Below are 25967 nucleotides of genomic sequence, written 5' to 3' on the forward strand. Positions count from 1 at the left end.
AGGCCGATTACGGCACCGCGCTCGGCGACCCCATCGCCGCGCATCTCGCCGACGCCTCCGCCTCGATCCTCGACTGGTAAAGGCATAAAGACCCCGCGGACCTCCCGCGCGGTCACTTTCCAAAGGACAACCCCACCGGCCGCAGCATAAAACTGCGGCCGGTCTTGTCGTGAAGCGGCAAACCAAAGGTCTTGGAGTTTCCGGAGGAAAGCAGCGATCATGGGGTTTGATCACCAGGAGACCCGAGGCTCCGCCAGTCCGGGCAGGGCGAGGAAAGAGGCGACCCCGTCGCCGGCCGATCAGGGGCGTCTCGTCATCTATGACGGGATCAAGCTGCTCGCGGCGCTGGGGGTCGTTCTGTTCCATGCCGGTGTTCCGGGACGAGATGTCTGGTACGCGGGAATGTTCGTTTTCGTGTTCTTTCTCGGCTATGCGCCCGGCCGACCACAGCCATGGGCTGTGCTTCTGCGGACGCGGGCCCGGCGGTTGCTTCTGCCCTGGCTGACCTGGTGTGGGGTCTACTATATCCTCGGCCTCTATCGCGGGACGGCCTGGACCCCCGGCGCGCCGCTCGAGCCGTTCTCGCTGGCCATCGGACCGGCGATCCATCTGTGGTTCCTGCCCTTCGCATTTGTCTGCGGGCTTGTCTTCGGCGTACTGCGCCCGATCTGGCCATCGCGTCTTTGGCCCAATCTGATCGGTCTGATCCTGATCCTTGGTGCGGGTTTTGTGCTCAACCAGCGCCTGAGCCTGCCAGCTCCGACAGGGCAATGGCTGGTTTCCCTTCCCATGGTGAGCGCAGGGTTCCTGGCCTCGATCCACCGCAGGCCAGCGGAGGGTGAGCGCCATTCTTCTGACCACGATGGCGGTTGCCGGAGTTGGAGTGGCCTTCGGGTTCGTCGACGGGGCCCTGCAGACGCTGGTGGCCGCGCCGTTCTGCCTGATCGCGATCCTGTGGCGGGGACGGATCCGGCCGGGTCTGGCCTGGGCCGGGGATCTGGCATTCGGGATCTACCTGATTCACCCCGCAGTCTTCTTGCTGCTCTGGAAGCTGACGCCTGCCCTGGGGACGGTGCCCTGCGGGTTCGGCCTTGCGGCCTTCGCGGCATCGGCGGCTGTCGTGGCTGGGCTGCGCCTCTGGCCGCCTGCCCGGCGCGTGCTGTAATCCTGTATCCTCTTCGGCAGGGCCTTCGCAGAAGAGAGGCAAAAACGAAACTGGCGGCCGAGAGGGCCGCCAGACTTCAGGATCTGTCTCGCAGGATCGCGATCAGGCTTTCGCGGCCTTGCGGCGACGGGCCAGACCCAGACCGCCGAGGGCGGTCCCCAGCAGCAGCACGCCGGCCGGAAGCGGAATCGGCGCGATCTCGATCTTGACGACCATGTCGTCGAAATCGCGGTCATCGGCAGCGCCGCTATCGTCGAAATAGGCGTAGACCGTGTTGCCGTTGTAGATCTTGCTGAAGGCGAGCGCGGCGGTTTGCACGAAGGTGCCGTCATTCGACGCCAGAGTGCCGCCGCTGGCCAGCGAGGCGAAGGAGAAGTCCAGCGCACCGGCCTCGACGTCCACCGAGTAGCTGGTGCCGAGCGCGTCCTTGTTGGTGACCTCGTTGCCAGCCCCAAGCGAGAAGGCGTAGCTGAGGGCAGAGGCCTCCTTGCCGAGGAAGGTCACGGTCAGCCGCGCCGCCGTGTTGACCAGAAGGCCCGGACCGGGATTGGCGGCATCGAAGGCCGTCAGATCTTCGGTCAGAGTGGCAGCCGCGCCGCTCGGATTGTAGCAGCTGGTATTGCCGTCTTCGCAGGTGTTGTCGTAGTTGCCGACACCGCCGTTGAAAGCGGCACCGTAACCGGTCCCACCGGCGAAGGACAGGGTTGCCGCGTGCAGAGCGCCCGCAGACAGCGCCAAGGCGGCCGAGGCCGCAAGTGTTTTCAGGATACGCATATTCCCCCTACTCCCCTGAAGAGATATCGGTAAAGTTAAATTAAATCCCTGGGTGAAATCATCCCAGTTGTAGTCACTCTAACAACTTTCCCCTCCGAAAGGAAGCGCTTCTGCCGCAATCCGGGCCTCAGCGCCCCGTTTCGGCCGTCCTGGCGCCTCAGCCCGTCCATAATTTTGCCAAAATCGGGCAGCCGTTTCACAAGAGAGAACAAAACAGGCATTCCCGTGATATTGATCACATCCCGGGGCAGGCAGGGGGCGTGCCGATTCTGGTGGGGCGTCCGGCGGATCGACTCAGGGGGGATCGGTCCGCTTGTAAAGCTCGGCCGTCCACCACCGTCCTTCCGCCTGCGCGACGAGCCGACCGCGGGCGGCGATCCGGGCCAGCGCCGGGGTGACCTCGTCGCCCGGAGGGGCGGGCGGGCGGATCTGGCGCACGATCAGGAAATAGGGCCGGGTCAGCGGCAGCGCGTCGGCCTCGGCCCGCAGCATCCGGACAGAGCGGTTGGCCGCGTCGTAGATGATCTTCTCGTCGCCCTTGTTGAAGGCGAAGACGGGCCCGTCGAAGAGGGCGGGATAGTCCCAGCGCAGCGTGTGTTCGACATTCTGCCGGCCGAGGATCAGGTCGGTTTCGGCCGGGTCGATGCGGTCGAAGAAGACAGCCAGCCGTTCGGGCTCGGAGGGCTGGTAATGGGGCACGTAATCGAGGCGCGCGACCAGCGCCTGGGCCAGCAGCACCAGCGCCGCGACCCCGAGCCGGAGCCGCTGCCCCGGCAGCCCGGCAAGCCCCAGTCCCAGAAGGACGCTGGACAGCATCGCGGGCCAGACCATGGCGCGGGTGATGAAGACCGGCTCGACCAGCCCCAGCAGCGCCAGCGCGACCGGCTGGCCGATCACCATCGCCGGGATCAGAAGCCCCGCCGCCCCGCTGCCCCGAAGCCGCCAGAGCCCGAGCCCCAGCAGCCCCAGCACCACCGGCAGAAGCGGGGCGGGGTAGGGATAGGCGTCGCGCATCTGCGAGACCAGCCGACCGGGGGTCGTTAGCGGGATCCAGAACTCCTTCAGCGTCGTTTCGGCATGGTGCAGCATCGGCAGCACCGCGGGCACCGAGATCAGCGCCAGCGCCAGCCCGGCCAGCACCAGCTGCCCGACGAAGCGCCAGGAGACGAGGCCCGTCCCGGCAGACCCCAGCGCCCAGAGACAGACCAGGATCGGATAAAGCACCGAGATCGAATGCGCATAGAAGGCCGAGGCCGCGCCCAGCGTCACCCCCGCCCAAAGCAGCATTCGGCGCCGGGCCGGAAGGGCCGCGGCCCCGGCGCGCTCGGCCGCGGCCAGCGCCGACAGCGCGGCCAGAGAGCCGAAGATCGAGAACGTCACCAGCGGGTAATTGCGGATGTCGCGGCCATAAAAGATCGCCAGCGGCGACAGCACCGAAAAGGCCAGCGCCCAGACCGCCGCCCGCCGTCCGCCAAGCCGCCGCGCGAGGACCCAGACGAAGGGCAGGCTCGCCGCATGCAGCAGCGCGCCCAGCGAGCGCAGCGCGAAACGGCTTTCGCCGAAGACCTCGGACCAGGCTTTCAGCAGCATGTAGTAATAGGGGCGGTGAGTATCGGCACCCCAGAGCCGGCCCCAAAGCTCGGACCAGTCGGCCCGCAGGAACAGCAGCGTCACCTGCTCGTCCCCGGTGAAGCTGTTATTGCCGATCAGGGCCAGCTGGACCGCCGCCGCGGCAAGGGTGAACAGCACGACCGTCAGGACCTCGACGGCCCGATCCTTGGCGGGGGAGGCGGCGAACTCCGGCGCCATGCTCAGACCACGGTCGCGACCAGCGCGAGACCGAAGATCAAGAGCCCGCAGATCTGGCTGACCCGGTCCTTTGCGGCATAGACCACCGGATCGTCATGCATGTTCCCGCGATGGGTGGTCATGATCATCCGGCTGATCCAGTACAACAATATGAGGCAGATCCCCCAAAGCGCGGCGGGAAAGGAGTAAAGCTTGCTGACTGCGGGCGAGTTCACATAAAGCGCCATGACCAGCACCGAGACATAGCCCGAGGCCACGGCCATCTGCGACACCACGGCAAGATCGCCCACCTGATAGCCCCGCCCCGAGGCGCCAAGCGCGCCGCGGGCCGCGATGTCGACCAGTTCCGCCTGCCGCTTCACCGCTGCCAGCGCGAAGAAGAAGAAGATCGCGAAGGCCAGCAGCCAGACCGACAGCACGATCCCGGTCGCGGCGGCCCCGGCGACGATGCGCAGGGTATAAAGGCAGGCCAGTGCGCAGATATCGACGATCAGGCGGCGCTTGAGGTCGAAGGAATAGACCGTGGTCAGCAGGTAATAGACCGCCATGACCCCCAGAAAGGCCGGCCCCAGCGCGGCTGCGATCAGAAAGCCCAGCCCCAGCAGCGCGGGCGCCATCGCCGTGCCATGGGCGATCGGCAGCGCGCCGCTGGCCAGCGGACGGTTGCGCTTGCGCGGATGGGCGCGGTCGGCGGCGAGGTCGAGCAGGTCGTTGACGACATAGACGCTCGAGGCGACCAGGCTGAAGGCGACGAAGGCCATCAGGCCTTGCAGCAGCACGCCCGCCTGCAGCTGATGGCCAGCCACCATCGGCAGGAAGACCAGGATGTTCTTCAGCCATTGGTGCGGACGCAGCGCCCGCAGATAGGGGCCAAGCGGCCGCGCCGCGCCGCCCAGATGTTCGGTTTCGACCCCGAGCGCCTCGACCTGCCGCCGCAGCGTCTCGGGCGCGTTGACGGTGATCGCGCGGGCGGCCTCGCGCCAGACCGCCAGATCGGCCGGGCTGTCGCCGATATAGGCGTAGCGGCCCGCGCCGAAGCGCCGGGTCAGGAAGGCGGCCTTTTCGGGACCCTTGAGATTTGTCGTGCCGTCCGAGCCATGTACCTCGTCGAACAGCCCCAGATGGGCGGCGATCTTCTCGGCCGGCCCCTGATCGGTGGCGGTGACCAGCACGGTGCGCCCGCCCGCCGCGCGCCAGGCCCGCACCCGCTCGAGCACGGCCTCGTCATAGGGCAGCGAGGCCGGATCGGGCATGGCACGCCCGGCCAGCAGGCGCTTGACCGCGGCCCGGCCGCGGGGCAGGGCGGCCGCGACCGCCAGCCCGGCCGTCCAGTCCGCCCGGCAGGCGGCCCAGAGGCTTTCGTACAGCATGTCGGACCGGATCAGCGTACCATCCAGATCGACCACCAGAACGGTCTGCTCCCGTACGGCCTGCTGCATGTACACCTTCCCCTTCAAATACCTCAAAGACGCCAAAGACCGTGCATGCCGCACCGCGAAAAAACGTCTCTTTCCTAGCAGTACCGGCGCGTTTTGGCCAGCCGTTCGGCCTCTGACAGAACCCTGACGGACGTCCCGGCAGGCCGGGTCAAACCGGTTGCAATCCGGGCAGGGCTGGCCGATACCGGGGCAGACGTTCGAGGACGGAATTCGCCCATGCAGATCGAGCAGACGGCCCTGCCCGGTGTCCTGATCCTGACACCCGCCCGCCACGGCGATGCGCGCGGCTTCTTCTGCGAAACCTGGAACCGGGCGCGTCTGGCCGATCACGGGATCGAGATCGAGTTCGTCCAGGACAACCATTCCTTCTCGCAGGCCCGCAACACCCTGCGCGGGCTGCATTTCCAGGCCCCGCCCGATGCCCAGGCCAAGCTGGTGCGCTGCGGGCGCGGCGCGCTGTTCGATGTGGCGGTCGACATCCGCAAGGGCTCGCCCAGCTACGGCCGCTGGGTCGGGGTCGAGCTCAGCTTCGAGAACGGCCGACAACTCCTGATCCCCGAAGGGTTCCTGCACGGCTTCGTCACCCTGACCGACGAGACCGAGATCGTCTACAAATGCTCGGACTATTACGCCCCGCAATCGGACGGGGCGGTGCGCTGGGACAGTTGCGGCATCGACTGGCCGCTGTCGGACGCGCCGGTGCTCAGCACCAAGGACAGTGCCGCGCCGCCCCTGGCGGCGTTCGACAGCCCCTTCACCTGGACCCGATCATGAAGCTTCTCGTCACCGGGGGCGCCGGGTTCATCGGCTCGGCCGTCGTGCGCCAGGCGCTGGCCGACGGCCATGAGGTCGTCAATCTCGATGCGCTGACCTATGCCGCCTGCCTCGAAAACCTGGCCCTGGTCGCCGATCATCCCGGCTATGCCTTCGTCAAGGCGGATATCCGCGATCAGGCCGTGTTAGAGACTGTTTTCGCCGAACATGCCCCCGATGCGGTGATGCATCTGGCCGCGGAATCCCATGTCGACCGGTCGATCGACGGCCCCGGCGCTTTCATCGAGACCAACGTGCTTGGAACCTATGCGCTGCTGCAGGCGGCGCGCGGCTACTGGCAGGACAAGGGCCGCCCCGAAAGCTTCCGCTTTCATCACATCTCGACCGATGAGGTCTTCGGGTCGCTGGGGCCCGAGGGCAAGTTCACCGAAACCACGCCCTACGATCCGCGCAGCCCCTATTCCGCCTCGAAAGCCTCGTCCGACCATCTGGTCCGGGCCTGGCACGAAACCTACGGGCTGCCGGTTCTGCTGACCAATTGCTCGAACAATTACGGCCCCTACCACTTCCCCGAAAAGCTGATCCCGGTGGTGATCCTCAACGCGCTGGCGGGCAAGCCGATCCCGGTCTATGGCGCGGGCCAGAACGTGCGCGACTGGCTCTATGTCGAGGATCACGCGGCGGCGCTGCTGCTGGTGATGCAGAAGGGCCGGGTCGGACGGTCCTACAATATCGGCGGCGAGAACGAGGCCCGCAATATCGACCTGGTGCGCATGATCTGCGCCCTGCTCGACGAGATGCAGCCCGCAAACAGACCCTATTCCAGCCTGATTTCCTTTGTCGCCGACCGGCCCGGCCACGATCTGCGCTATGCGATCGACCCCGCGCGCATCCGCGAGGAGCTGGGCTGGCGGCCCTCGGTCACACTGGAAGAGGGGCTGCGCCGCACCGTGCGCTGGTATCTCGACAACGAGGCCTGGTGGCGGCCGCTGCTGAACCGCGACGGGGTCGGACGGAGGTTGGGCGCATGAGCCTTCTTGTTTTCGGATCGACCGGGCAGGTGGCCCGCGAATTGCGCGCCCGGGCGCCCGGGGCACGGTTTCTCTCGCGCGCCGAGGCGGATCTGACCGATCCCCGGGCCTGTGCCGCGGCCATCGCCGCCAGCGGCGCCGAGGCGGTGATCAATGCCGCCGCCTATACCGCCGTCGACCGCGCGGAAGAGGAAGAGGACCTGGCCACCAAGATCAACGCGGCCGCCCCCGCGGCGATGGCCTGGGCCTGCGCCAAGGCGGGCATCCCCTTCGTCCATCTTTCCTCCGACTATGTCTTCGACGGCGCGGGCGATACGCCCCGCGAAATCGATGCCGCGACCGGCCCCCTGGGCGCCTATGGCCGCAGCAAGCTTCTGGGCGAGGAGGCCGTGCGCGAGGCCGGGAGGGCGTTCGTCATCCTGCGCACCTCCTGGGTGTTCTCGGCGCATGGATCGAATTTCGTCAAGACCATGCTGAGGCTGGGGGCCGACCGCGCGCAGCTGAAGATCGTGGCCGATCAGGTGGGCGGGCCGACCGCGGCGGGCGATATCGCCGAAGCCTGCCTGAGGATCGCGGCGCATCTGCAGGAGACGCCCGAACATCGCGGCACCTTTCATTTCGCGGGCGCCCCGGATGTCTCCTGGGCCGATTTCGCCCGCGAGATCTTCCGCCAGGCGGGGCTGTCGACAGAGGTCGAGGATATCCCTTCCAGCGCCTATCCGACACCGGCGAAGCGGCCCGCAAATTCCCGCCTCGACTGCACCGGCACCGAGGTCGTCTTCGGCCTTCCCCGGCCCGACTGGCGCCAGAGCCTGACCCAGGTCCTTTCCGATCTCGAGGCAGCGAAGGCATGAGCAACCGCAAGGGCATCATTCTGGCGGGGGGCTCGGGCACCCGGCTTTACCCGATCACCATGGGCGTCTCGAAGCAGCTGCTGCCGCTTTATGACAAGCCGATGATCTATTATCCGCTCAGTGTGCTGATGCTGGCGGGCATCCGCGAGATCGCGGTGATCACCACCCCCGAGGACCAGGCCCAGTTCCAGCGGCTGATGGGCGACGGGTCGAAATGGGGGCTCAGCCTCACCTGGATCACCCAGCCCTCGCCCGACGGGCTGGCCCAGGCCTATCTGCTGGCCGAAGAGTTCCTGAGTGGCGCGCCCTCGGCGATGGTGCTGGGCGACAACATCTTCTTCGGCCATGGCCTGCCCGAGATCCTGGCCCGGGCCGATGCCCGCCCCGAAGGCGGCACGGTCTTCGGCTATCAGGTGGCCGATCCCGAACGCTATGGCGTGGTCAGCTTCGATGCCAGCGGCACCAGGGCCGTCGAGATCGTGGAAAAGCCCGACCGTCCGGCCTCGGACTATGCGGTGACGGGGCTTTACTTCCTCGACGGCAGCGCGCCCCGGCGCGCGCGCCGGATCGCGCCCTCGGCCCGGGGCGAGCTGGAAATCACCTCGCTTCTGGAAACCTATCTCGCCGAAGGCAGCCTCACGGTCGAGAAAATGGGCCGGGGCTATGCCTGGCTCGACACCGGCACCCATGCGAGCCTGCTCGATGCGGGCAATTTCGTGCGCACCCTGCAGGACCGGCAGGGGCTGCAGATCAGCGCGCCGGAAGAGATCGCCTATCGTCAGGGCTGGATCGACCGCGCGGCGCTGCTGGCCCATGCCGCCTTCTTCGGCAAGACCCGCTACGGCGCCTTCCTCGCCCGGCTGGCCGAAGAGGGCTAGCGCGCCGCCCTCAGCGCCTCCAGCAGCGCCTTCGCCTGGGCGCGATAGTCGAACCGCGCGAGCGCCGTCTGCCGGGCCGCCGCCCCGATCCGGGCGCGCAGGTCCGGGTCGGCGGCGAGGCGGCCAAGCGCCGCGGCAATCGCGGTCTCGTCTCGCTGCGGCACCAGAAGCCCGTCGACCCCGTCCTCGATCATGTCGGGCGTGCCGCCGATTGCCGAGACCACCGTGGGCAACCCGGCCGCCATCGCCTCCATCACCGTGACCGGCGCGGCCTCGCCCGCCCCGAAGGAGGTCAGCGCCAGCACATCGGCCGAATGCAGAAGCTCGATCACCTCGGCTTCGGAAAGCGGGCCAAGGAACCGGGCCTCGTCCTGCAGCCCGAGCCGCGCGACATGGGCCTCGATCGCGGCCCGCTCGGGCCCCTCCCCGGCCATGCGATAGCGGATCGCCACGCCCTCGGCCTTGAGCCGGGCCATCGCATTCAGCAGATGGACATGGCCCTTGGTATGGTTGAGCCGCGCCACCGTCACCACCTCGAGCGCCGCGTCCCCGGGCCGGGCGGATGCGGGCGGATGGAAGCGGTCGGTATCGACGCCCATCCAGATCACCGGGGCCGGGGTGCCGGGGCTGACCGCCGCGATCTGGGCGGCAAGCGGCCGGGTCACCGCGGCCACGAAACCGGCACGGGCCATCTTGGCGGCGTGATCGGTGCCGTAGACCGGCAGGTCGCCATGCAGGGTCAGGCTGTAGGACAAATCGTCGAGAATGGCAGCCAGCGCGCCCAGATGCGCGGCGGTGGCGCAGGAATGGATATGGACATGGTCAAGCCCCTCGCGCCGGCAGATCCGGCCGAGCGCCGAGGCCGACCCGAGCAACCCCACAAGAGCCAGCCGCCGTCGCCAGGGCGTTTCCGACAGTCCCAGCACATAGGCCAGCGCGCGCAGCGTCCGGACCGGCCGCCCGGCAAGCCGCGCCAGCGCCCCGAGCGGGGGCGGAAACAGATAGACGGTGCGCGCGGCCGCCGCGGCCGCGAAATCATGCGGGCAGGCGCCCGGCGCGGGGCGCCGGGTCGAGACCGTGCGCACCCGCAGCCCGGCCTCTTCGAGGGCCCGGATCTCGCGCCAGAAGAAGGCATGGGTCTGGCCCGGAAATTCGGGCACCAGATAGGCGATTGCCGTCGGGGTCATCCTGCGCACCTGCATTGCACCGGATCCGTCTTAGCCGCCCCCGCCCTGAAAGGCGAGCCGGTGGCGTGGGCAGGGCCTGTTTGGCCGCTGCGTTTTCGGGCAAAGGCCGCGGGTCCGGCCGGGCTTTTGACCCGCTCCAGCTTTGCGCTGGACAAGAGGACGGCCTTTGCCGAATAACATGCCGCTTGGCGAACCGCGGCCCCGATCCGGCGGAAATCGGAAGATGCTCCGTGACTGCGACAGTGACTGCGAATTCGACGTCAAGGACGACTGCCGCCGGAATGCCGATCGAATCCCTGCGAGTCGTGGCTGTCCTGCTTCTGGTGGCCTATCACGTGATCGGGGCCGGACCCGAAGCCGGGCTCAATGTCGAATATCCCCATCCGCTGCGGCTTTTCGCGGAATTCCTGGTCGATGCGAGGATGCCGCTTTTCGCCTTCGTGGCGGGTTTCGTCTATGCCTTCCGGCCGCCGACGCTGGCCGATTACGGCGGGTTTCTCACCGGCAAGGTCCGGCGACTGATCATCCCGGGCTGGATCGCGGCGCTGCTGTTCTCGCTGGCAGGGATGGCGGTCGACAATGTCTACAGCCTGACCACCCAGGGCCCGATCCGGGTGATGTTCTACCATTACGCCCATTACTGGTTCCTGCAGTCGATCATGGTGATCTTCGTGGTCTTCGGTCTGGTCGACGCCCTGCTGCGCCACCGCCATACCGCGCTGCTGTTTCTCGGCGCCGTGGCGATGACGCTTGAGGGGATCAGTCTGCGCACCAGTTTCCTGTCGATCGGCGGGGCCTTCTATCTGCTGCCCTATTTCCTGTTCGGAACGCTCTGTCACCGCCATGCCGGCCAGCTGTTGCGATACCGGGTCTGGCTGGCGGCGCTGGCGCTGGCCGCGGTGCTTGCGGCGGGCTGGTGGAATATCGGGCTCTATCTCGAAACCGGGCGGCTTTCGGGATATCGTGGCGATCTGCAAAGCCTCGGCTTCGGGCTCGGCATCGCGCTGGCGATGTTGCTCCTGATGCCCCGGATCGCCTGGCTCGACGCGCTCAGGCCGTTTTCCTTCACGATCTATCTTTATCACGTGCTGGCCACCTCGGCGACGCGCCGGGCGCTGCAGGCGCTTGAGGTCACCGATGTCTGGGTGCTGTTCGCCTGCGGCCTGACCACCGGACTGCTGGTGCCGGTGCTGCTGCATCTCGCGATCGACCGCATCCCGGCACTTCGTCAGCCGGTGCTGGGGCTGCGGCGCAACCGCAGGCCGAAACCGGCGGCGGCCCGGCCCGGTTTCGACCCGCAGCCCTGAACGGATCCCGGCTGCAACCCGATATTCACGACATCATTTCCATATGAGTTTGAGCCGAAAATCTGGCACGATACCCAGAAAGATTTTCAAAAGGCTATTTTCAAGGAGGCGGATTTCGCCATGCCTGCTGAACGCATCGAATGGCTCGACATCGCCAAGGGCATCGCCATTCTGCTGGTCGTCTTTCACCATACCCTGTTGTATCTTGGATTTCTCGATATCCGCTTTCAGCCCTATTGGGAGTTCAACAGCGTCTTCATGTTGCTTCTGATGCCGTTGTTCTTCTTTTGCACCGGGATAACCGCGGCCTCTGCCGTGCATCGCGCGCCCCATACCTTCTGGCACAAGCGCCTGCTGCCGATGGTCTGGGTCCTGATGATCTGGACGCTGATCTATCTCGCCGCCGATCAGGTCCTGCCGATGCGCCGGGATGGGCAGCCGGTGCGGTTCGACCTGCTGCATCCGCAGATGAACCTGTGGTTCATCTGGGTTCTGGCGATCTTCACCGCGCTGGCCCGCTGCTGATCCGGCTGAACGGTCCTGCGGTGATCGCTGTCTTTCTGGGGCTGGCCGGGCTCTGGCATGTCGGCCTGCTGCGCTACGAGGGAGCGCTGATTTACCCCAAGGACATCCAAGGTATCTTGAACCACGCGCCTTTCTACATGGCAGGGCTCTATTTCGCGCCGCGCATCATCGCGTTTCTTGCCGACCGCGGGCGGGCGCGGCTGCTTCTGGCCGGGGCCGGGACGGTCTTTGCCGGGCTGGTTCTGGGCGCTGAACTGATGCCTGCTGCAGACGAGATCCTCGACAAGGCCGCGCGCTTTGCAGGCGTGGCCTTCGGCGCGGCGCTGGCCACCGAGATCGCGCGGGTGGGGGGCCTCCGCCGGGTCTTTTCGGCCATCGGCACCCGAACGCTCGAGATCTTCCTTGGCCATCAGCTCTTCATCGCGGGCTCGGCTACAGCGGTCATGGCCTTCGGCTGGACCGGTGTCGCGACCGGGATCGTGTTGACCCCAGCCATCGCGCTGTTCGCAGTGGCGGGATCGGTCGCGCTGAGGGAATTGTTCGGCGCCGCGCGGATGGATTTCATATATGCGCCACCGCGGCCGGTGGCCCACCGTCCGCCCCGGTCCCCGGTTCGGGCGGCACAGGGGTAGGGCGGCTCAGCGGTCGTCTTCGGCCGCAGGCCCGTCCCGGAACAGCGTCGCCAGCCGAAGCGCCTCGGCCCGGACGTCAAACCCGGCACGCACCCGGTCCCGCCCGGCCGCGCCCATCCGCGCCGCACCCCCCGGATCGGCCAGGACCGCCCCGATCGCCGCGGTCAGGGCGGCCGCGCTGCCTGGGTCGACGACACGGCCCGAGACCCCGTCCTCGACCAGTTCGGGGATCCCGGCAATCCGGGTCGCGATCACCGGCAGGCCTGCGGCCATCGCCTCCATCAGGACCACCGGCACCCCCTCGGCAAAGCTCGGCAGCACGAAGAGATCGCTTCGGGCCAGCGCCCCGGCCACCTCATCCTGCGACCGGTATCCGGCGAAGACAACGCGATCCCCCAGCCCGAGCCGCGCCGCCTCGGCCTCGATCCGGGCGCGTTCCGGGCCGTCGCCGATCAGCGTCAGCCGCGCCCCGGGATGTTCGGCCCTGAGCCGCGCCATCGCCTCGAGCAGAAGCGGCACGCCCTTCACCGCCGCAAGCCGCCCCACGAACAACAATTCGCGCGCCGGGACGGGGCCGGTCGCGGGCGCCGGATCGCGGCGATAGCGGTCGGGCTCGACCCCGCAATGCACGATCGCCAGTTTCGGCCAGTCGGCGGGGCGGGCATGGATCATCGCCTGGCTGCGGCAGAAATGGCTGATGCAGGCGACGAAGCGGGCGCGGCGGATCTTTTCGTCGAGCCGCCAGCCCACGGGGTCGAGGAAATCGGCCGGGCCGTGCAGGGTAAAGCTGAAGGGCAGCCCGGCCAGTTCGGCCGCCAGCATCGCGACGGTGGCGCTGGCCTGGGCGAAATGGTTGTGCAGATGGGTCGCGCCCGCGCGCCGCAGATGGCCCGCGAGGATCAGCGCCTCGGCCAGGTAGAAAAGCTGGTACAGCGCGCCCCGCAGCCCCGGCCGCCGGGCCTGCCAGGCCAGCCGCAGCACTCTGGAAAACACCCCGGGCCGCCGCAGCGCCATCAGCAGAGCGCGGGCCAGCGGCCCCGGCCGCCGGGCAGCGTCGAGCACGTAGAAGGTACTGGCGGCGGCCGCCTTCTCGGCCGGTCCGCGATGATGTTCGGGGCCGGTGCGGCGGATCGAGGCGGTGATCACCTCGAGCCCGTGGCCGCGCAGCGCCTCGATCTCGCGCAGGATGAACGTGTGGGAAACGGCGGGATATTCGCCCGTCAGATAGGCGATGCGGACAGTGTCGGTCATTTCAGCGTGAAGATCGTCGTGTTGATGCGCGGCGCCCGGGCCCCAAGGAGCCGGGTCGCTGCCTTCATGAGATAGATCCTCTGCGTCGCGTCTCTGGGCGGCGGGGGCACGAAGCGGGGGGCGGGGGCTGTTCCCGTCCGCTCCGCGATTTGCCGGATAAGCGTCTGCATGGCATCGCGGTCGAACAGCGTGCGGTGATCGATGGCCATGCGGTCCCGGCCGGGCCAGAAGGCGTTGAAGCGGTCGAAGCCATCGCCGAAACGCGACAGGATCTGGTCCGGTGTCGCCGCGTGCCAGCGGGCCAGGGATCGCAGGATCTCGGCCTGGTCGCGTTTGATGGTGATGACGAGGGAATTCTCGAAAAGCGCCATCAGCCGGTCTTCGGGAAACGTCCCGCCAGGCATGGTGAAGGGGTAATGCGTCTTGACGACATAGCCCGCCTGCGGGTCGACCGGCATCTCGCCGCGCCCCAGGTGCTGATCGAGATCGACATAAAGCGGACGGTTCCGGTAGACGGGCAGGTTGTTCAGCAGAAGGTCGATCATGACATGCGTGCCGGACCGCATCGGGGTGGCCACCACGATGCACCGCCGTCGATGACGCCCGATCTCGCCCGGGGGCGAGACAACCCTCCCGTTGGAGAACGGCAATATCCGGCGTCCAAGGAAGTTGGCGAATGTGTGGAAGGACGGCAAAGACATGTCGGAACCCCGCACCAGAGACGTTGCCCCGTTATGCATGACTTCAGCCCGGAACTCATCATCATTGTCCCGACGCCGTGAGCCTCTCGCGGGCTGCAAATTCCCGCCGAAAAAGCCGCCGATTATGCGATACTGGCGGCGGGAATGCTGGAAGGGGGTGCGATGTACAGACACAACGTCCGGACGATCCTGCGGGATTCCGTCATAGAGCGCGTGCCGCCATCGATCATGCGTCACGTCATGCCGGCGATACCGTCGGCCTCGCCCTTCATTCCGGCGATCCTCGAGACCCGGACGATCTTCGTGCATGTGCCGAAGGCGGCCGGAACCAGCGTGAAGACCGAATTCTACGGCAGGCCGGGGGGAGGTCATCGCAGGATCATCGAATTTGCGGCTCATGATCCGGGGCGCACCGACGCCTTCTTCAAGTTTTCCTTCGTGCGCAACCCCTGGGACAGGCTCCTGTCGGCCCACGCCTATCTGACCGACGGCCGCAAGGCGACCGGCCGCGACCGCCGCTTTGCCCGCGAGGTGCTGGCCCTGCATCCCGGCTTCGAGGCTTTCGTGCTGGCGCTCGAAGATCCGGGCTTCCGGTGTCAGGTGATGACCTACGACCATTTCCGGACCCAGGCCTACTGGATCTGCATGCCCGGCGCCCGCGATCATGCGATGGATTTTCTCGGCCGGTTCGAACGCTTCGACGAAGACATGGAAACCCTGCGCCATCGGCTCGGCCGCGTATCGCGCCTGGACGTCCGCGCGCGACCGTCGGATCATCCGCCCTATCGCGATGCCTATTCGGTGCGGATGCGCGACATCGCAGGCGATATCTATGCCCGCGATGCCGCCTTGTTCGGTTACGCCTTCTGAGGTCCGGTTCCGGCGCGCGCGCCCGAGACTCAGCCCAGCACGATCCGGCCGCTGCCAGCGGTGACGGTCAGGCCCACGCCATTGGCCAAGACCGAGACCGTGGCATCGAGACCCGGGTCGATCTTGCCGCTCACGCTGCCGAAGCTTCCGGTCACGCTGTCGGCCGCGACCAGCACATGGCTGCCCGCCGCCACCCCGGTCAGATCGAGCGCAAGCGTCGCGCCGCCCAGGGCCACCGTCGACACGACATCGGGTGCCGCGGTGCCGTTCACGCCGGACCGGAACTCGCGGATCGTGGCCAGCCGACCGTTTTCGGCCACGAAGCTCAGCACCGCGCCGCTTTCGAAGCTCAGCCGGGCCTGTGCCCCGCCGGTCCCGTCAAACCCGACCCGCGGTCCGCTGCCGACGATCTCCATCTTCCGGCCGGACCTGACCGTCATCGCGGCAGCGCCATGGGCGCAGAGGAATTCGGCCTTGCCATGCGGGTCGGTCGAGCCGTCCACGTGGATGTCGGCCGGCCCCGAGAAGGTGCCGGTATTGGCGAACCGCCCGCCCTTGACCGTCACCGCCAACGGCGCCGCGCCCTGATAGCCCTTGACCCAGACCTGGCCGCTTTCGTCGGTGGTGAGCGCCCCGCCGCCGGTGCAGACCGGCGCGGCCGAGACGTTCAGCCGCCCGTTGACCGCCTGCAGATGCCCTCCGGCCCCGAGATCGAGCCCGGCCACGGTCAGGGTGTGGTCCTGGAAGAACACCTTGTGGCCGTTGAGCGTCACGGTATCGCCCGCGAAACTGCCCGGGATCAGATCGCCGCCCCAGTTGTTGGGATTGTCCCAGCGGCAGCCGTCCTCGGCCAGATCGGGCACGAAGGAACAGGCCGCAGCACTGGTCCGCCAGGTCGGCGCGATCCCCATGGGGGCCTGCATGAAGGCGATGAAGCTGCGCACCAGCGCCGTGATCTCGGGGCCTTCGTGTTCACGGAGCCACCAGTAGACGTCCAGGATGTCGGTCGTGGTGTCGGGAGCATTGCCCCGCTGCGCGTCGTACCAGCGAAAGATCGTGGCATCGGAGACATTGCTCAGGTCGAGGCTGTCCGGATTGTGGGTTTGCGTCCCCCAATAGGCCAGCGTCTGCCGCTCGCGTCCCCTGTAGTGCTCGAAGATTCCGCCCGGCCCGAATTCTTCATCGTGATAGATCAGCCCATCCTTGCGGGCATGGATGTCTCCGTTCCAGTCGCTGACCAGCCGGCCCTGGTCGGCGGGATCGTTCGGATTGAGATCGTGCAGCACAAGGAACCGGTCGAACGCCACCAGCGGCGCGGCGACCTTGACGCCCTCGCTGAGCGCATTCCCCGCATTGGGCCCATCGAGATAGCCCGCATGGGTCACAACCACATCCTGCCCGAGCGACCGGTGCCCGTCCGCATAGTCCGGGTGGACCGTATCCCCGTAGTTGTCGAAAAGACCCTTTCCGAACGCGAACATCTGGTTGCCCCAGGTGAAGGCGCAATTGCGCATCACCGCGCCGCCCCGCAGCTGGATCAGCGACCCGCCCGACCCGAAGACGAAGTTGTCGCGCATCAGGATATGACGGGTGAAACTGTCGAAATAGATCGGGTGCGTCAGCAGGTTGGGGCCGGGGGTCGCAAAGCCGTTCAGGCCCCATCTGGGATCCGACCCGATCTGTTCGTAGCCATAGGCGTCATCCTTGCTCGGGACGCCGTCGGGTCCGAAGGTGTTCAGGTATTCCGGGCCGGCACCGCCCCAGGCGACGAAATTCCCCTGGATCATGATCCCGTTCGAGCCCCCGCCGGGCTTGATGCAGGACGGACGGTAGTTGCCTTTCCAGAAGGACGGATTTGCCGGGTCCAACCCGGACGTATCGAAAGCCTGGGGAAGGATGCTGTTCCGCACGGTGAACCGGGCCGGATACGTCCCGTCGTTACCATAGAAGTAGACAAGGCCCGGGATGGCACAGTCCTCGATGATGACATTGGACCCGGCCGCACTTTCCACGCCGTCCCCCATCGGGAATTCGAGACCGCGCATGACCAGCCCATGCATCTTGATCGAGCCGTTGAATTTCGCGCCCCCCAGGATCGGACGTGAGCCCTCTCCCCAGGCGAGCACGGCATGCGGATGCAGCAAGCCGGCGCCTCCGACGACAGCGGCGCCCTTGTTGCCGCTATAGTCATAGCCGCGCTCGTAGTGGATATGCACGGTCTCGAAGCCGTGGGTGCTGGCAAGCTGTGCGACGATGTCCTTGGCGTCATCCGGCATGAGAGGCTTGGCCCGCGACCCGAAATAGGTCGTCGGATTGTGGCTCACGGCATGACCGAGGATGTCACCGCCGCCCGGTGTGATCTGCGCGGCGATGTAATCGTCCACGCGGTTCGCCATGAGCCAGGAGCCGACCTCGGCGATCACGGCTGTCTTGTCATAAGCGCTGGCCGAGAGGCTGACATAGATGTCGGCATGGGTCTCGCCGGGCTCCAGAACGGTCGCGTCGTTGCTGTCGACCGCCAGTTTGATCCCGCGTCCGCAGGACCAGCCGCACAGCGTCTTGTGCCGGATCGGCGTGACCGTCACCGCCATGGTCACCGGCGCCTTGCCGCTCTCGCTGACAAGCAGGTCGAAGCCGAAGGGCGTTCCGGTCGGGGCCGCCACCACTTCCCCGATCGCCGTCTCCTCGTCGACGAGGTTGATCAGGATGTCGGTTCCCGACAGCGAGACATGGCCAAGACCGGGCTGACTGGCGATCTCGACACCGGAAATCTGCCCCAGGGTCGAAAGAGGAATCCGCGAGACCACCCCGGCCTCGGCTTCGAGCGCAAGCACGGACGGCAGGCCGCCATCTCCGCCACCTGACCCGTCCGGCACCGCCCAGTCGGTCCGGGACACCTCGACCAGCGAGGCCGTGCTGCCGGACCGGCGCAGCGCGAACCTGACGGTCGACCCGGAGGTCGGCCCCTTGATGTCGAACTTTGCCATCAGGTAATTCTCCATTTCTCGGAAACATGGGCCTGCGCCGGGGCCTGGGTGGAGATGTCGGCATCGAGGAAAGCCTCGCAGAACGCCCCGGCGAGCCGTTGTCCCCCGAACCGGAAGAGGTATGTCGTCGTCGCGTCGACCGCCGCCGCATAGGCTAGGCTGGCCACCTGCACGCCGTCCACAAAACACTGGGCCGTGCCTGTATTGCCCAGATCCGCCACGATCTGGAAGACGTGCAGGCCCGAGTAGGGCCCCGACGCCAGGTCCGCGGACGTCCCGCCAAGGCTCAGACGCCCGTTGAATTGCGCGGCGTTATAGGCGCTGAGGAAGAACCCGGTCGATCCGCCCGTGCAGTTGACCAGGGAATCGTTCAAGTGGTCGACGGCGCCGATGCCGGCCACCATCGTCAGGACCCAGTTTCCCGAGGCCGGGAACAGCGGCCCGTTCTGGATGAAATGATCGTCGGCCCCGTCCATGACGATGGTATTGAGCCCGTTCACATCGCTTGCCGCGACACCGGTTGTCCCGGTCCCGGACAGATGCGCGGTGCCGATCTTGTCGGCGATCTGGCTGGCCGCACCCGCGGCATGAGTAATGGTCGCCTCATCCGAGGCATCCCACCAGGCCAGCGCGCTGGCCGAGCCCTGCGGGCTGTAGCCGGAGGTCGCGGGGCTCGCGATCCGCGCCGTGCTGACCGGCGCCGACAGCCCGCCCGAACCGGTCTGCTGCACCAGATAGACCGTTGCCGAAATCGGCTCTGCCAGTCCCGAGATCGTCAGCGTCTGCGGTCCCGCCGCCACGACCGGAATCGAGCCGCGATAGGGGGCCGCAAGCGGGGTTCCGTCGGCACCGGTCCCGGCCGCGATCTGCGCGGCCGACGGCGCGACCCCGCCGGTGACGACATGGAAGATCGTGCCCTCGCCCCGGTCGGTGGTCAGGGCGACGGTGATCTGCCCCGCCGCGCTGCGCGTGCCCGACACGCCGCTCAGAACAGCCGCGGCATTCCCGATCCTGACAGCCGGAGAGGCGGCAGTGACGGGCGCCGCCGCGCCGGACTGGGTGGCGGTCTCGATGTATTGCAGATCGGTCCCGGCATCGGCAGCGACCACCGTATGGGTGGACCCGCTCTCGCCGGCAAGGACGGTTCCGTTGCGCCGCCAGCCCGGGCTGATCGACAGGGCGCCCAGCGTCGGCTGATAGACCCACAGGAACCGGGTCGCGCTCAGCACCGCACCGACCGCGGGCGTGCCCGACAGTGCCGGCTGCACAAGGCAGACCGGGCCGGTTTCGAGCGCGGCCAGATCGAGGCTGTAACTGCCCGCATAGACCGTCGGCTGGGACAGCACGAACTCGACCGTCGACCGGGCTCCATCGGCATAGCTGACACCGAAGGTGCCGTCGCCATTGTCCCGGGCCTGGAAGTTCAGCGCCACCACCACCGGGCTGGCCGCGCTGTCCCGGGTGACCGGGCTGCCGCCGCTTGGGGTTTCGATCTGGCGGACCTTGATCCGCTGGCCGATATCGGCCGCCTTCAGCTCGTAGCTGGACCCGATTGCCCCGGAAATCGCCGCGCTGCCACGATACCATTGCCAGGTCCGGACCGAGGGTCCGCCCGACACCGATCCGGCCGTCGCGGTCAGGGTGTTGCCTTCGACCGCGGCGGCGGTGCCCAGCACCGGCGCGCTGTCGATCGACAGCGCCGGCGTCGGCGCAGTCCGGGTCTTGATGTCCGACCAGGCGCCGATCCCCAGCGCATTGACCGCCCGGATCTGGACATCGCCATAGCTCGACAGCGCGAAATCGGTCACGCCGCCCCGGCTCTGGTCCGGACCGCCGTCGATGCGGTAGCGGATATTGGTGATCGGGACATTGCCGTCATCGGGCAGGGCGGCGATCCGCACACCGGTTGCGTCGACGCTCCAATCGGCGGCGGCAAAGGCCTGGGGCACATTGCCGAGCCGGGCCGTGACCGGTGCCGACAGCACCACCCCGCCCGAGCTTTCGGCCCGGACCTGCAGGCGCAGCTCGCCCTCCCGGCCCCAGGCGGTCTCGCCCGCGCTGGTCCAGGACAGGCCGTCGATTTCGGCCCGACGGTCCTCGCCGTCCAGCGCGAAACCGGCCACGGTCAGGGTCGCCGGGGCCACATCGACCGTGCCCAGAGCAAACCCCACCGTCGTGCCGACCTTGTAAAGCGGACCGTCGAAGGCGGGCGGGGTCGCGAAGACCGGCGCCGCCGTCCGGATCGGCACCGACAGGCTGTAGTCGCGGCCCGCTGCCCGGGCGGTGACGTAAAGCCGGCCGGGCGCCTCGAAGAGGCCGGTATCGGCGCTGCCGAACTCCTGCGGCGAGGCGGCGGTGCCGAACTCCGCACCGCCCGCCGTCGATCCCCAGGACAGGCTTTGAACCGGAAACCCGTCCGAGAAAGCGGCGGTGATCCCGCTTGCGCTTCCCGGCCGGGCCGCACCGTCGATCAGGCCCGTCAGCGTCAGCGACCGGTTTCCCGATCGCTGGCTGCTGTCCTGGCCCGAGCCGATGCTGATGCTGAGCCCCATCATCTCAGTACAGCGCCACGATTCCGGTGGCGCTGGTGCCGGTCGCCCAGACCCGGCGCACCCGCAGCGGCAGCGCGATGCCCGAGGACACGAACACCGTTCCGGTATCGCCATCGACCGTGGTCACCCGCACGGTGCCCGAACCGGCGACGTTCAGCGCCCGGCTGGCAAAGGGCAGTTCGGCGGAATCGTCGGGCGTCACCTCGGTCAGGCGCGAGGGCGGGCTGTCGAGGCCCTGGGTATGGGTCTTGAAGAGGTCGGCCATGTCGGTCTCCTTTTCGGCATCCCCGGGCAGCCGGACAGAATGTCCTGTCGGCATCGGCCGGGCAGGGGCCGGAGGCGTGTTGCGCGAGAGGGGGAGGATGTTCCGATACGGTTAAAGGCCTCGGTTCGGGCCGTTCGGAGGGGGCCCCGCGAGGCGGCCCAAAGCCGCGCGCGCTTCCTTTTGCATCCCCGCTTTGCTAACGATGCCTGCAGGATATCCGCAGCCGGTGCGTGCCGTTTCGTGAAGATCACATTCGTAATAGGGGTCGCGTCTCTGGCCGGCGGAAACCGCGTGGTCGCGACCTATGCCCGCCTTCTCAAGGCCCGCGGCCATGAGGTCACGGTGGTCTCGCGCCCCTGGCCGCGCCGGACCGCCCTGAACCGGCTGCGCGCGACGCTGCGCGGTCGGCCGCTGCGGCCGCATCCCTCCTCGCCGCTGTTCGAGGCGCTTGGCGACAGCCATCGGGTGCTCGACCGCCGCCGACCTGTCACCGCCGCGGACGTGCCCGACGCCGATGTGGTCGTCGCGACCTGGTGGGAAACTGCCGAATGGGTCGCCGCGTTCCCTGCGTCGAAGGGCCGGAAATTCTACCTTCTGCAGGATGTCGAACTGTTCGACCACCTGCCGATCGACCGGGTCCGGGCGACCTACGAGTTGCCGCTGCACAAGCTGGCCGTTTCGGGCTACATCCGCGACCGGGTGTGCGAGGAACAGCCCGAAGCCGAAATCGGCCTGCTGCCGAATGCCGTCGATCACACGCTGTTCACGGCGCCGCCGCGGGACCGGGGCCGGCCGTTCACGGTGGGCTTTCTCCACAGTTCCGCACCGCGCAAGCGGGTCGAACTTGCCTTTGCCACGGTCGAGGCAGCCCGGGCCCGGCTGCCCGATCTGCAGGTGCTTGCCTTCGGCTCCAAGGCGGACCCGTCCGAAATTCCGCCCGGGATCGTCTATCGCCGCGCGCCCCCCGAACGCGAGATCCCGGGGCTTTATGCCGCCTGCGACCTCTGGCTTTTCACCAGCGCCCATGAGGGTTTCGGCCTGCCCCTGCTCGAGGCGATGGCCTGCCGGACCCCGGTCCTCGCGACCCGGGCCGGGGCCGCGCCCGACCTGATCGATGGCCGGAACGGCCGGCTTTTGCCGCCCGATCCGGAGGCGTTTTCAGCCGAGATAGAGACGATTTCGCGGATGGATCCCGCCGAATGGCGCGCCATGTCGGATGCCGCCCATGCCACCGCGGCCGCCTATTCCTGGGAGGCTGCGACCGACCGGCTGCTCGGGTATTTCACGGAAGCAGAGCGGCCTTAGCGGCGGGACGGCAGATCCTCAGCCATTGCCATCCGACTGGCGGTAGGCGTTCAGCACGACGCCCAGCACATTGGTGTGCTCGGCGATCTCGCGCTCGCAGGCATCGAACTGGCCATGGCGCGTGGTCTCGGCCCGGATCACGATCAGCGCGCAATCGACATTCTTCAGAAAGGCCCGGGTGTCGTCGTTGACCAGCACCGAGGGCAGATCGAAGATCATCACGTCAGGCTTGTAGACGGCCTCGATCTCGTCCAGCCGCTCGGCGGTCTCCTCGGCCAGCAAGAGCCGGGTCGGGTCGAGTTCGGCGCGGTTCGAGATCGAGATGGCGACGTTCTCGCCATGCCGCAGGCCCTGCTCGGTGAAGGGCACCCGGCCGCTCAGCATCTCGCCGATCGTGTGTTGCGGCTCGATGTTCAGGAAGTCGTGGACCGACGGGTCGCGCAGATCGAGATCGAACAGCATCGACCGCAGGTCGCGCTGCCGCCCCAGCGCCAGCGTCAGGTTGCACGCGACCGTGGTCTTGCCCGAATTCGGCATCGGCGAGGTGATCGCCAGCCGCTTCCAGCCGTTCTGGCGCATCTGCAGCAGCGCCTTGGTGCGCAGAATGTCGAAGGGCGTGGCCTCGGCCCCGGCCTCGCGGGTCACGATCAGGTGCTGGCTCAGCGCCGCCTCGTCCAGATCGGCCGGGGCCAGCGCCTGCCAGGCGCCATCGGCATCGGTCGCCGGCGTGATCCGAAGCTGCTGCCGGGTCGGCACGGTCGAGGACCGCACGGCGCGGGTCTGGCGGGCTTTCTCGAGAGCGGCCTGTAGCTTTTCCATAGGTCTCTTCTTCTTGCCTGGACCCGTCCCTACCCGGGCATGACGCCGTCGGAGGGAACCTGCTGCGCCGCTGCCGCCGACGACGCGGCCCGCGCCCGGCGCTGCCGGCGGGTCGTACGGTCCTTGGGCGGCTTCATGTAGGGGATCGTGGTGATCGGGGTGATGTTGAACCGGTTGCGCAGCTCGGCCGGCGACCGGATCGTCCGGTTCAGCAGCTCGAGCAGCACGAAATAGGCCCCGGCCAGGCCAAGCCCCGCCCCGCCGCCAAGCGCCATCACCTTGGTGCGGCCCGGCCCGCTCGGCAGTTGCGGGACGCTGGCATTCTCGATCACCGAGATCCGCTGGCCTTTCGAGGTCGACTCGATCCGCTCGCTCATCCGGGCCTGGTTGAGGTTGCTCACGGCCGCATTGTAGCGGGTCTGGATGATCTCGTAATCGCGTTCGAGCGCCGCCAGCTGGATCCCGTTCGCAGCACTCTGGGAAATCGCCTTCTGCAGCTGGTCGAGCTCGGAATTGGTGCCGTCGATCTCTTCCTGCAGGGTCTTCAGCCGGCTGTCGATCTCGGAGAGGGTGGCATCGAGCATCGCCTGTTCCGGCGAAACATCGCCCGCCTCGGCCGTGCCGGTGCCGTCCTCCTGCTGGGCGGCCACGACCTTTTCCAGGCGGTCGACGATCGCCTGCAGGCTGACCACCCGCGGGCTGGTTTCGGAATAGATCGCCTTGGCATTGTCAAGCTCGGCCCGGGCAGCGTTCAGCCGCTCTTCCTCGGGACTGCGGCGCACCGGCACGGCGCCCTGCTGCACCCGCCCCGTCGCCTCGAAGATCCGCACCACATCGGCGCGCTGCGACTGCCCGGCCTTGAGATCGCGCAGCAGCCCCGCCAGACGTTCCTGCAACAGGTTCTGGCGGCCCATCCGGTATGTCTGGTCATCGGGCAGCGCCTCGGCATTCTGCGACTTGAAGCTGGCGATGGCCGCGCTCTGGCGGTCGAGTTCCTGGCCCAGCCGGTCGACCTCCTGCTCGAAGAACTGCAGCGTGTTCTCGGCCCGCGACTTGCGGAACTCGGCATTGGTCTGCAGCACCAGCGTCACGTATTCGTTGACCACATTCGCGGCCACCTGCGGGTATTCCGACGAGAACGAGATCGTCATCAGCGTCGCCTGGTTGCGCCCGGCCGAGCGGCGGATCCGGGTCCCGCTGCGCATCGCCGCCACCACCTCGTCGGGCTCCATCTGGCGGATATTCGGGAACACCTTGAAGCGGTTGGCGATGTCGATCATGTTGGCGCGGGTCATCAGCCGCTGCTCGATGATGTCGAGCTGCTCGACCGCGTCGGTCTGCACCATCGAGCTGACCATGCTGTCGGGGATCTGCGGCGCCTCGACCAGAAGCCGGGCCGAGGTCGAATAGGTCTCGGGCATCCGCAAGGCGGCAACGACGCCGGCCGCCGCCCCCAGCACGATGAAGACCAGCATGACCGGCAGGCGGCGCAGGAAAAGCCTCCAGTAAAGCTGCAGGTCGATATTCATTCCGCCGCCTTTCCGAACGGTCCGATCGCGCCCGACAACAGCAGCGGGTCGCGGAAGGGCTTGAGGATCAGGCCATCGCGGATCAGCTCGCGGATCGTCGCCTCGTCGACCAGGGGTTCGTTCGCGCTCGAGGCATAGACAAGGGCAAGATCGCAGAGCTTGTTGACCATCCGCGGAATGCCCTCGGCTTCTTCATGGATGTGCCGGATCGCCGAGGGCGTGAATTCCTCGCCGCTGCCGCCGACATGCTGCAGCCGGTGCATGATATAGGCGCGCGTGGTCGCCAGATCCATCGGCTCGAGATGATAGACCGCGCTCACCCGCTGGGCGAACTGGCGCAGCGAGGGGTGCCGGATCAGGTCGCGCAGCTCGGGCTGGCCGACCAGCACGATCTGCAACAGCTCGTCCTTGCCGGAATTGATGTTGGTGAGCATCCGCAGCTCCTCGAGCGTCTCCGCCCCCAGGTTCTGCGCCTCGTCGACGATCAGGATCACATGCCGCCCGGCGGCGTATTCCTCCAGCACGAAATTCTGGAAGATCTGGAACAGCGAGACATAGTCGGCGCCCTCGGGCGCGGTCACGTCGAGCGCGTTCAGCACCCAGCGCAGCAGGTCGCCGCGCCCGCCCTGGGCGTTCGAGATCAGCCCGATGGTCACGTCGTCCTCGATCTGGCGCAGCAGCGCCTGGATCAGCGTGGTCTTGCCGGTGCCGACCTCGCCGGTGACCACGGTCAGCGGCGCCCGGGTGACCATCCCGAATTCCAGCACGGCGAAGGCGCGGGTATGGGCTTTCGACCAGAACAGGAAGTCCGGGTCGGGCGACAGCGCGAACGGCCGCTCGTGAAAGCCGAAATGGGCGTTGTAGAGTGAGGTGTTCATACCCTGCTCGTGCATGTGACTGGCCCGGACGCATGCGCCTGTCCGGACGCAGGTGACGTCCCGCCTACGCGGTAGAGCGCGGCCATGACGGCATCAAGGCATTCTTACGATTACCGATAATACAGATCTCCTTAACCAGATCCTACCCGGTGACACGCCGATTCGCGGGTTTGCCCCACAAACTCCATATTCGGTTTCCCTTACCCCTACAGTACTAGATGCCGCACCCCACTGTCGCGAAATTCATGCTGCACTGCCGCAACCGGAGCGGGAATTGAGACGGCCTGACAGGCATCGAGGCAGGATTCTGGCAGAAAAAGGGCGCGGAGTGTGGCCAACACTTTGATTAAATTTTGTCTAGATGGTAACACATTCCCCAGGGGGTCAGCGATCATCTGATCCGGGACGGTTCGGCGTTTTGAGCGCCGGTGTCTA

23 protein-coding genes and 1 pseudogene are annotated in these 25967 nt (G+C 67.4%); 11 read left to right on the forward strand and 13 right to left on the reverse strand.

Annotated features, from left to right (window positions below):
• On the reverse strand, window positions 1–221 hold a 221-nt coding region (locus DSD19_RS22065), incomplete at its 3' end, for a hypothetical protein (protein WP_207802446.1).
• Between DSD19_RS22065 and DSD19_RS22755 the strand changes: the two are divergent.
• Window positions 220–816 (forward strand): annotated as a pseudogene (locus tag DSD19_RS22755) (acyltransferase family protein); the annotation flags it as partial. The gene DSD19_RS22065 and the pseudogene DSD19_RS22755 overlap by 2 nt on opposite strands.
• A 22-nt stretch (window positions 817–838) precedes the next feature.
• Window positions 839–1165: a hypothetical protein gene (locus DSD19_RS10510; RefSeq protein ID WP_133260398.1), complete on the forward strand. Its 327-nt coding sequence runs from the start codon at window positions 839–841 to the stop codon at window positions 1163–1165.
• Window positions 1166–1267: 102 nt separating this feature from the next.
• Here DSD19_RS10510 and DSD19_RS10515 read toward each other — a convergent pair whose 3' ends face one another.
• The 3 genes from DSD19_RS10515 to DSD19_RS10525 all read right to left on the reverse strand — a co-directional run bounded on the left by DSD19_RS10515 (window position 1268) and on the right by DSD19_RS10525 (window position 5187).
• A complete protein-coding gene (locus tag DSD19_RS10515) occupies window positions 1268–1939 on the reverse strand; it encodes a VPLPA-CTERM sorting domain-containing protein (RefSeq protein ID WP_113669551.1) in 672 nt (223 codons plus the stop codon).
• A 294-nt stretch (window positions 1940–2233) separates the two neighbouring features.
• Window positions 2234–3748: a glycosyltransferase family 39 protein gene (locus tag DSD19_RS10520; RefSeq protein WP_113669552.1), complete on the reverse strand. Its 1515-nt coding sequence runs from the start codon at window positions 3746–3748 to the stop codon at window positions 2234–2236.
• 2 nt (window positions 3749–3750) lie between these two features.
• Complete coding sequence (locus DSD19_RS10525) at window positions 3751–5187, reverse strand: UbiA family prenyltransferase (protein WP_113669553.1); 1437 nt, start codon at window positions 5185–5187, stop codon at window positions 3751–3753.
• 216 nt (window positions 5188–5403) lie between these two features.
• Between DSD19_RS10525 and rfbC the strand changes: the two genes are divergently transcribed.
• From rfbC to rfbA, 4 genes are read left to right on the forward strand one after another with little or no spacing between them, the layout of a single operon-like run.
• Window positions 5404–5961 carry a dTDP-4-dehydrorhamnose 3,5-epimerase gene (gene rfbC / locus DSD19_RS10530; RefSeq protein WP_113669554.1) on the forward strand — a complete coding sequence of 186 codons (558 nt, stop codon included), beginning with the start codon at window positions 5404–5406 and terminating at the stop codon, window positions 5959–5961.
• Entirely contained in the window at window positions 5958–6992 is a 1035-nt protein-coding gene (gene rfbB, locus DSD19_RS10535) for a dTDP-glucose 4,6-dehydratase (RefSeq protein WP_113669555.1), read from the forward strand. The genes rfbC and rfbB overlap by 4 nt, the downstream gene beginning before the upstream one ends.
• A complete protein-coding gene (gene rfbD / locus DSD19_RS10540) occupies window positions 6989–7846 on the forward strand; it encodes a dTDP-4-dehydrorhamnose reductase (protein WP_113669556.1) in 858 nt (285 codons plus the stop codon). Before rfbB ends, rfbD begins: the two co-directional genes overlap by 4 nt.
• Window positions 7843–8724 carry a glucose-1-phosphate thymidylyltransferase RfbA gene (gene rfbA, locus DSD19_RS10545; RefSeq protein ID WP_075787821.1) on the forward strand — a complete coding sequence of 294 codons (882 nt, stop codon included), beginning with the start codon at window positions 7843–7845 and terminating at the stop codon, window positions 8722–8724. Before rfbD ends, rfbA begins: the two co-directional genes overlap by 4 nt.
• Here rfbA and epsE read toward each other — a convergent pair.
• Window positions 8721–9911 (reverse strand): exopolysaccharide biosynthesis GT4 family glycosyltransferase EpsE, encoded by a 1191-nt coding sequence (epsE, locus tag DSD19_RS10550; protein WP_133260399.1) that lies wholly within the window; start codon window positions 9909–9911, stop codon window positions 8721–8723. The two genes, rfbA and epsE, sit on opposite strands and share 4 nt — an antisense overlap.
• Window positions 9912–10192: 281 nt before the next feature.
• On the opposite strand from epsE, the gene DSD19_RS10555 reads away from it, so the two are divergent.
• From DSD19_RS10555 to DSD19_RS10565, 3 genes are all read left to right on the forward strand, one after another.
• Window positions 10193–11218, forward strand: a complete 1026-nt coding sequence (locus DSD19_RS10555) for an acyltransferase (RefSeq protein WP_113669558.1) — start codon at window positions 10193–10195, stop codon at window positions 11216–11218.
• Window positions 11219–11338: 120 nt separating this feature from the next.
• Window positions 11339–11743: an acyltransferase family protein gene (locus DSD19_RS10560; protein WP_113669559.1), complete on the forward strand. Its 405-nt coding sequence runs from the start codon at window positions 11339–11341 to the stop codon at window positions 11741–11743.
• Complete coding sequence (locus DSD19_RS10565) at window positions 11695–12375, forward strand: acyltransferase family protein (RefSeq protein WP_113669560.1); 681 nt, start codon at window positions 11695–11697, stop codon at window positions 12373–12375. The genes DSD19_RS10560 and DSD19_RS10565 overlap by 49 nt, the downstream gene beginning before the upstream one ends.
• Before the next feature lie 6 nt (window positions 12376–12381).
• Here the strand turns inward: DSD19_RS10565 and DSD19_RS10570 are convergent, their stop codons facing one another.
• Window positions 12382–13626 (reverse strand): glycosyltransferase, encoded by a 1245-nt coding sequence (locus tag DSD19_RS10570; RefSeq protein ID WP_113669561.1) that lies wholly within the window; start codon window positions 13624–13626, stop codon window positions 12382–12384.
• A complete protein-coding gene (locus DSD19_RS22070) occupies window positions 13623–14564 on the reverse strand; it encodes a hypothetical protein (RefSeq protein WP_207802447.1) in 942 nt (313 codons plus the stop codon). Before DSD19_RS22070 ends, DSD19_RS10570 begins: the two co-directional genes overlap by 4 nt.
• A 3-nt stretch (window positions 14565–14567) precedes the next feature.
• On the opposite strand from DSD19_RS22070, the gene DSD19_RS10580 reads away from it, so the two are divergent.
• Window positions 14568–15197, forward strand: a complete 630-nt coding sequence (locus tag DSD19_RS10580; RefSeq protein ID WP_165828106.1) for a sulfotransferase family 2 domain-containing protein — start codon at window positions 14568–14570, stop codon at window positions 15195–15197.
• A gap of 29 nt (window positions 15198–15226) precedes the next feature.
• Here DSD19_RS10580 and DSD19_RS10585 read toward each other — a convergent pair whose 3' ends face one another.
• The 3 genes from DSD19_RS10585 to DSD19_RS10595 are packed head-to-tail and all read right to left on the reverse strand — an operon-like array spanning window position 15227 to window position 21001.
• Window positions 15227–18184: a hypothetical protein gene (locus DSD19_RS10585; RefSeq protein ID WP_133260401.1), complete on the reverse strand. Its 2958-nt coding sequence runs from the start codon at window positions 18182–18184 to the stop codon at window positions 15227–15229.
• Window positions 18184–20739: a hypothetical protein gene (locus DSD19_RS21795; RefSeq protein WP_165828107.1), complete on the reverse strand. Its 2556-nt coding sequence runs from the start codon at window positions 20737–20739 to the stop codon at window positions 18184–18186. The genes DSD19_RS10585 and DSD19_RS21795 overlap by 1 nt, the downstream gene beginning before the upstream one ends.
• Window position 20740: 1 nt before the next feature.
• A complete protein-coding gene (locus tag DSD19_RS10595; protein WP_075787814.1) occupies window positions 20741–21001 on the reverse strand; it encodes a hypothetical protein in 261 nt (86 codons plus the stop codon).
• Window positions 21002–21241: 240 nt separating this feature from the next.
• Here DSD19_RS10595 and DSD19_RS22330 point away from each other — a divergent pair, with 240 nt between their 5' ends.
• Entirely contained in the window at window positions 21242–22306 is a 1065-nt protein-coding gene (locus tag DSD19_RS22330) for a glycosyltransferase family 4 protein (RefSeq protein WP_165828108.1), read from the forward strand.
• Window positions 22307–22324: 18 nt separating this feature from the next.
• On the opposite strand, the gene DSD19_RS10605 is transcribed toward DSD19_RS22330, so the two are convergent.
• Genes DSD19_RS10605 through DSD19_RS10615 form a run of 3 tightly spaced genes read right to left on the reverse strand, consistent with a single transcriptional unit; the run spans window position 22325 to window position 25532 of the window.
• Window positions 22325–23125 carry a CpsD/CapB family tyrosine-protein kinase gene (locus DSD19_RS10605; RefSeq protein WP_113669566.1) on the reverse strand — a complete coding sequence of 267 codons (801 nt, stop codon included), beginning with the start codon at window positions 23123–23125 and terminating at the stop codon, window positions 22325–22327.
• A 29-nt stretch (window positions 23126–23154) separates the two neighbouring features.
• Complete coding sequence (locus tag DSD19_RS10610) at window positions 23155–24654, reverse strand: chain length-determining protein (RefSeq protein WP_075787812.1); 1500 nt, start codon at window positions 24652–24654, stop codon at window positions 23155–23157.
• On the reverse strand, window positions 24651–25532 hold the full coding sequence (locus DSD19_RS10615; RefSeq protein WP_075787811.1) for an ExeA family protein: 882 nt from the start codon (window positions 25530–25532) through the stop codon (window positions 24651–24653). The genes DSD19_RS10610 and DSD19_RS10615 overlap by 4 nt, the downstream gene beginning before the upstream one ends.
• Between the last annotated feature and the right edge of the window lie 435 nt (window positions 25533–25967).

Source organism: Rhodovulum sp. BSW8 (genome assembly GCF_003314725.1).
GTDB classification, from domain to species: Bacteria; Pseudomonadota; Alphaproteobacteria; order Rhodobacterales; family Rhodobacteraceae; genus Rhodovulum; species Rhodovulum visakhapatnamense.

Excerpts from the sequence above, each read along its gene's own strand:
- DSD19_RS10515 (WP_113669551.1), bottom strand. The coding sequence starts at position 1,939 with ATGCGTATCCTGAAAACACTTGCGGCCTCGGCCGCCTTGGCGCTGTCT.
- DSD19_RS10520 (WP_113669552.1), bottom strand. The coding sequence starts at position 3,748 with ATGGCGCCGGAGTTCGCCGCCTCCCCCGCCAAGGATCGGGCCGTCGAG.
- DSD19_RS10525 (WP_113669553.1), bottom strand. The coding sequence starts at position 5,187 with ATGCAGCAGGCCGTACGGGAGCAGACCGTTCTGGTGGTCGATCTGGAT.
- rfbC (WP_113669554.1), top strand. The coding sequence starts at position 5,404 with ATGCAGATCGAGCAGACGGCCCTGCCCGGTGTCCTGATCCTGACACCC.
- rfbB (WP_113669555.1), top strand. The coding sequence starts at position 5,958 with ATGAAGCTTCTCGTCACCGGGGGCGCCGGGTTCATCGGCTCGGCCGTC.
- rfbD (WP_113669556.1), top strand. The coding sequence starts at position 6,989 with ATGAGCCTTCTTGTTTTCGGATCGACCGGGCAGGTGGCCCGCGAATTG.
- rfbA (WP_075787821.1), top strand. The coding sequence starts at position 7,843 with ATGAGCAACCGCAAGGGCATCATTCTGGCGGGGGGCTCGGGCACCCGG.
- epsE (WP_133260399.1), bottom strand. The coding sequence starts at position 9,911 with ATGACCCCGACGGCAATCGCCTATCTGGTGCCCGAATTTCCGGGCCAG.
- DSD19_RS10555 (WP_113669558.1), top strand. The coding sequence starts at position 10,193 with ATGCCGATCGAATCCCTGCGAGTCGTGGCTGTCCTGCTTCTGGTGGCC.
- DSD19_RS10560 (WP_113669559.1), top strand. The coding sequence starts at position 11,339 with ATGCCTGCTGAACGCATCGAATGGCTCGACATCGCCAAGGGCATCGCC.
- DSD19_RS10570 (WP_113669561.1), bottom strand. The coding sequence starts at position 13,626 with ATGACCGACACTGTCCGCATCGCCTATCTGACGGGCGAATATCCCGCC.
- DSD19_RS10580 (WP_165828106.1), top strand. The coding sequence starts at position 14,568 with ATGCCGGCGATACCGTCGGCCTCGCCCTTCATTCCGGCGATCCTCGAG.
- DSD19_RS10585 (WP_133260401.1), bottom strand. The coding sequence starts at position 18,184 with ATGGCAAAGTTCGACATCAAGGGGCCGACCTCCGGGTCGACCGTCAGG.
- DSD19_RS21795 (WP_165828107.1), bottom strand. The coding sequence starts at position 20,739 with ATGATGGGGCTCAGCATCAGCATCGGCTCGGGCCAGGACAGCAGCCAG.
- DSD19_RS10595 (WP_075787814.1), bottom strand. The coding sequence starts at position 21,001 with ATGGCCGACCTCTTCAAGACCCATACCCAGGGCCTCGACAGCCCGCCC.
- DSD19_RS10605 (WP_113669566.1), bottom strand. The coding sequence starts at position 23,125 with ATGGAAAAGCTACAGGCCGCTCTCGAGAAAGCCCGCCAGACCCGCGCC.
- DSD19_RS10610 (WP_075787812.1), bottom strand. The coding sequence starts at position 24,654 with ATGAATATCGACCTGCAGCTTTACTGGAGGCTTTTCCTGCGCCGCCTG.
- DSD19_RS10615 (WP_075787811.1), bottom strand. The coding sequence starts at position 25,532 with ATGAACACCTCACTCTACAACGCCCATTTCGGCTTTCACGAGCGGCCG.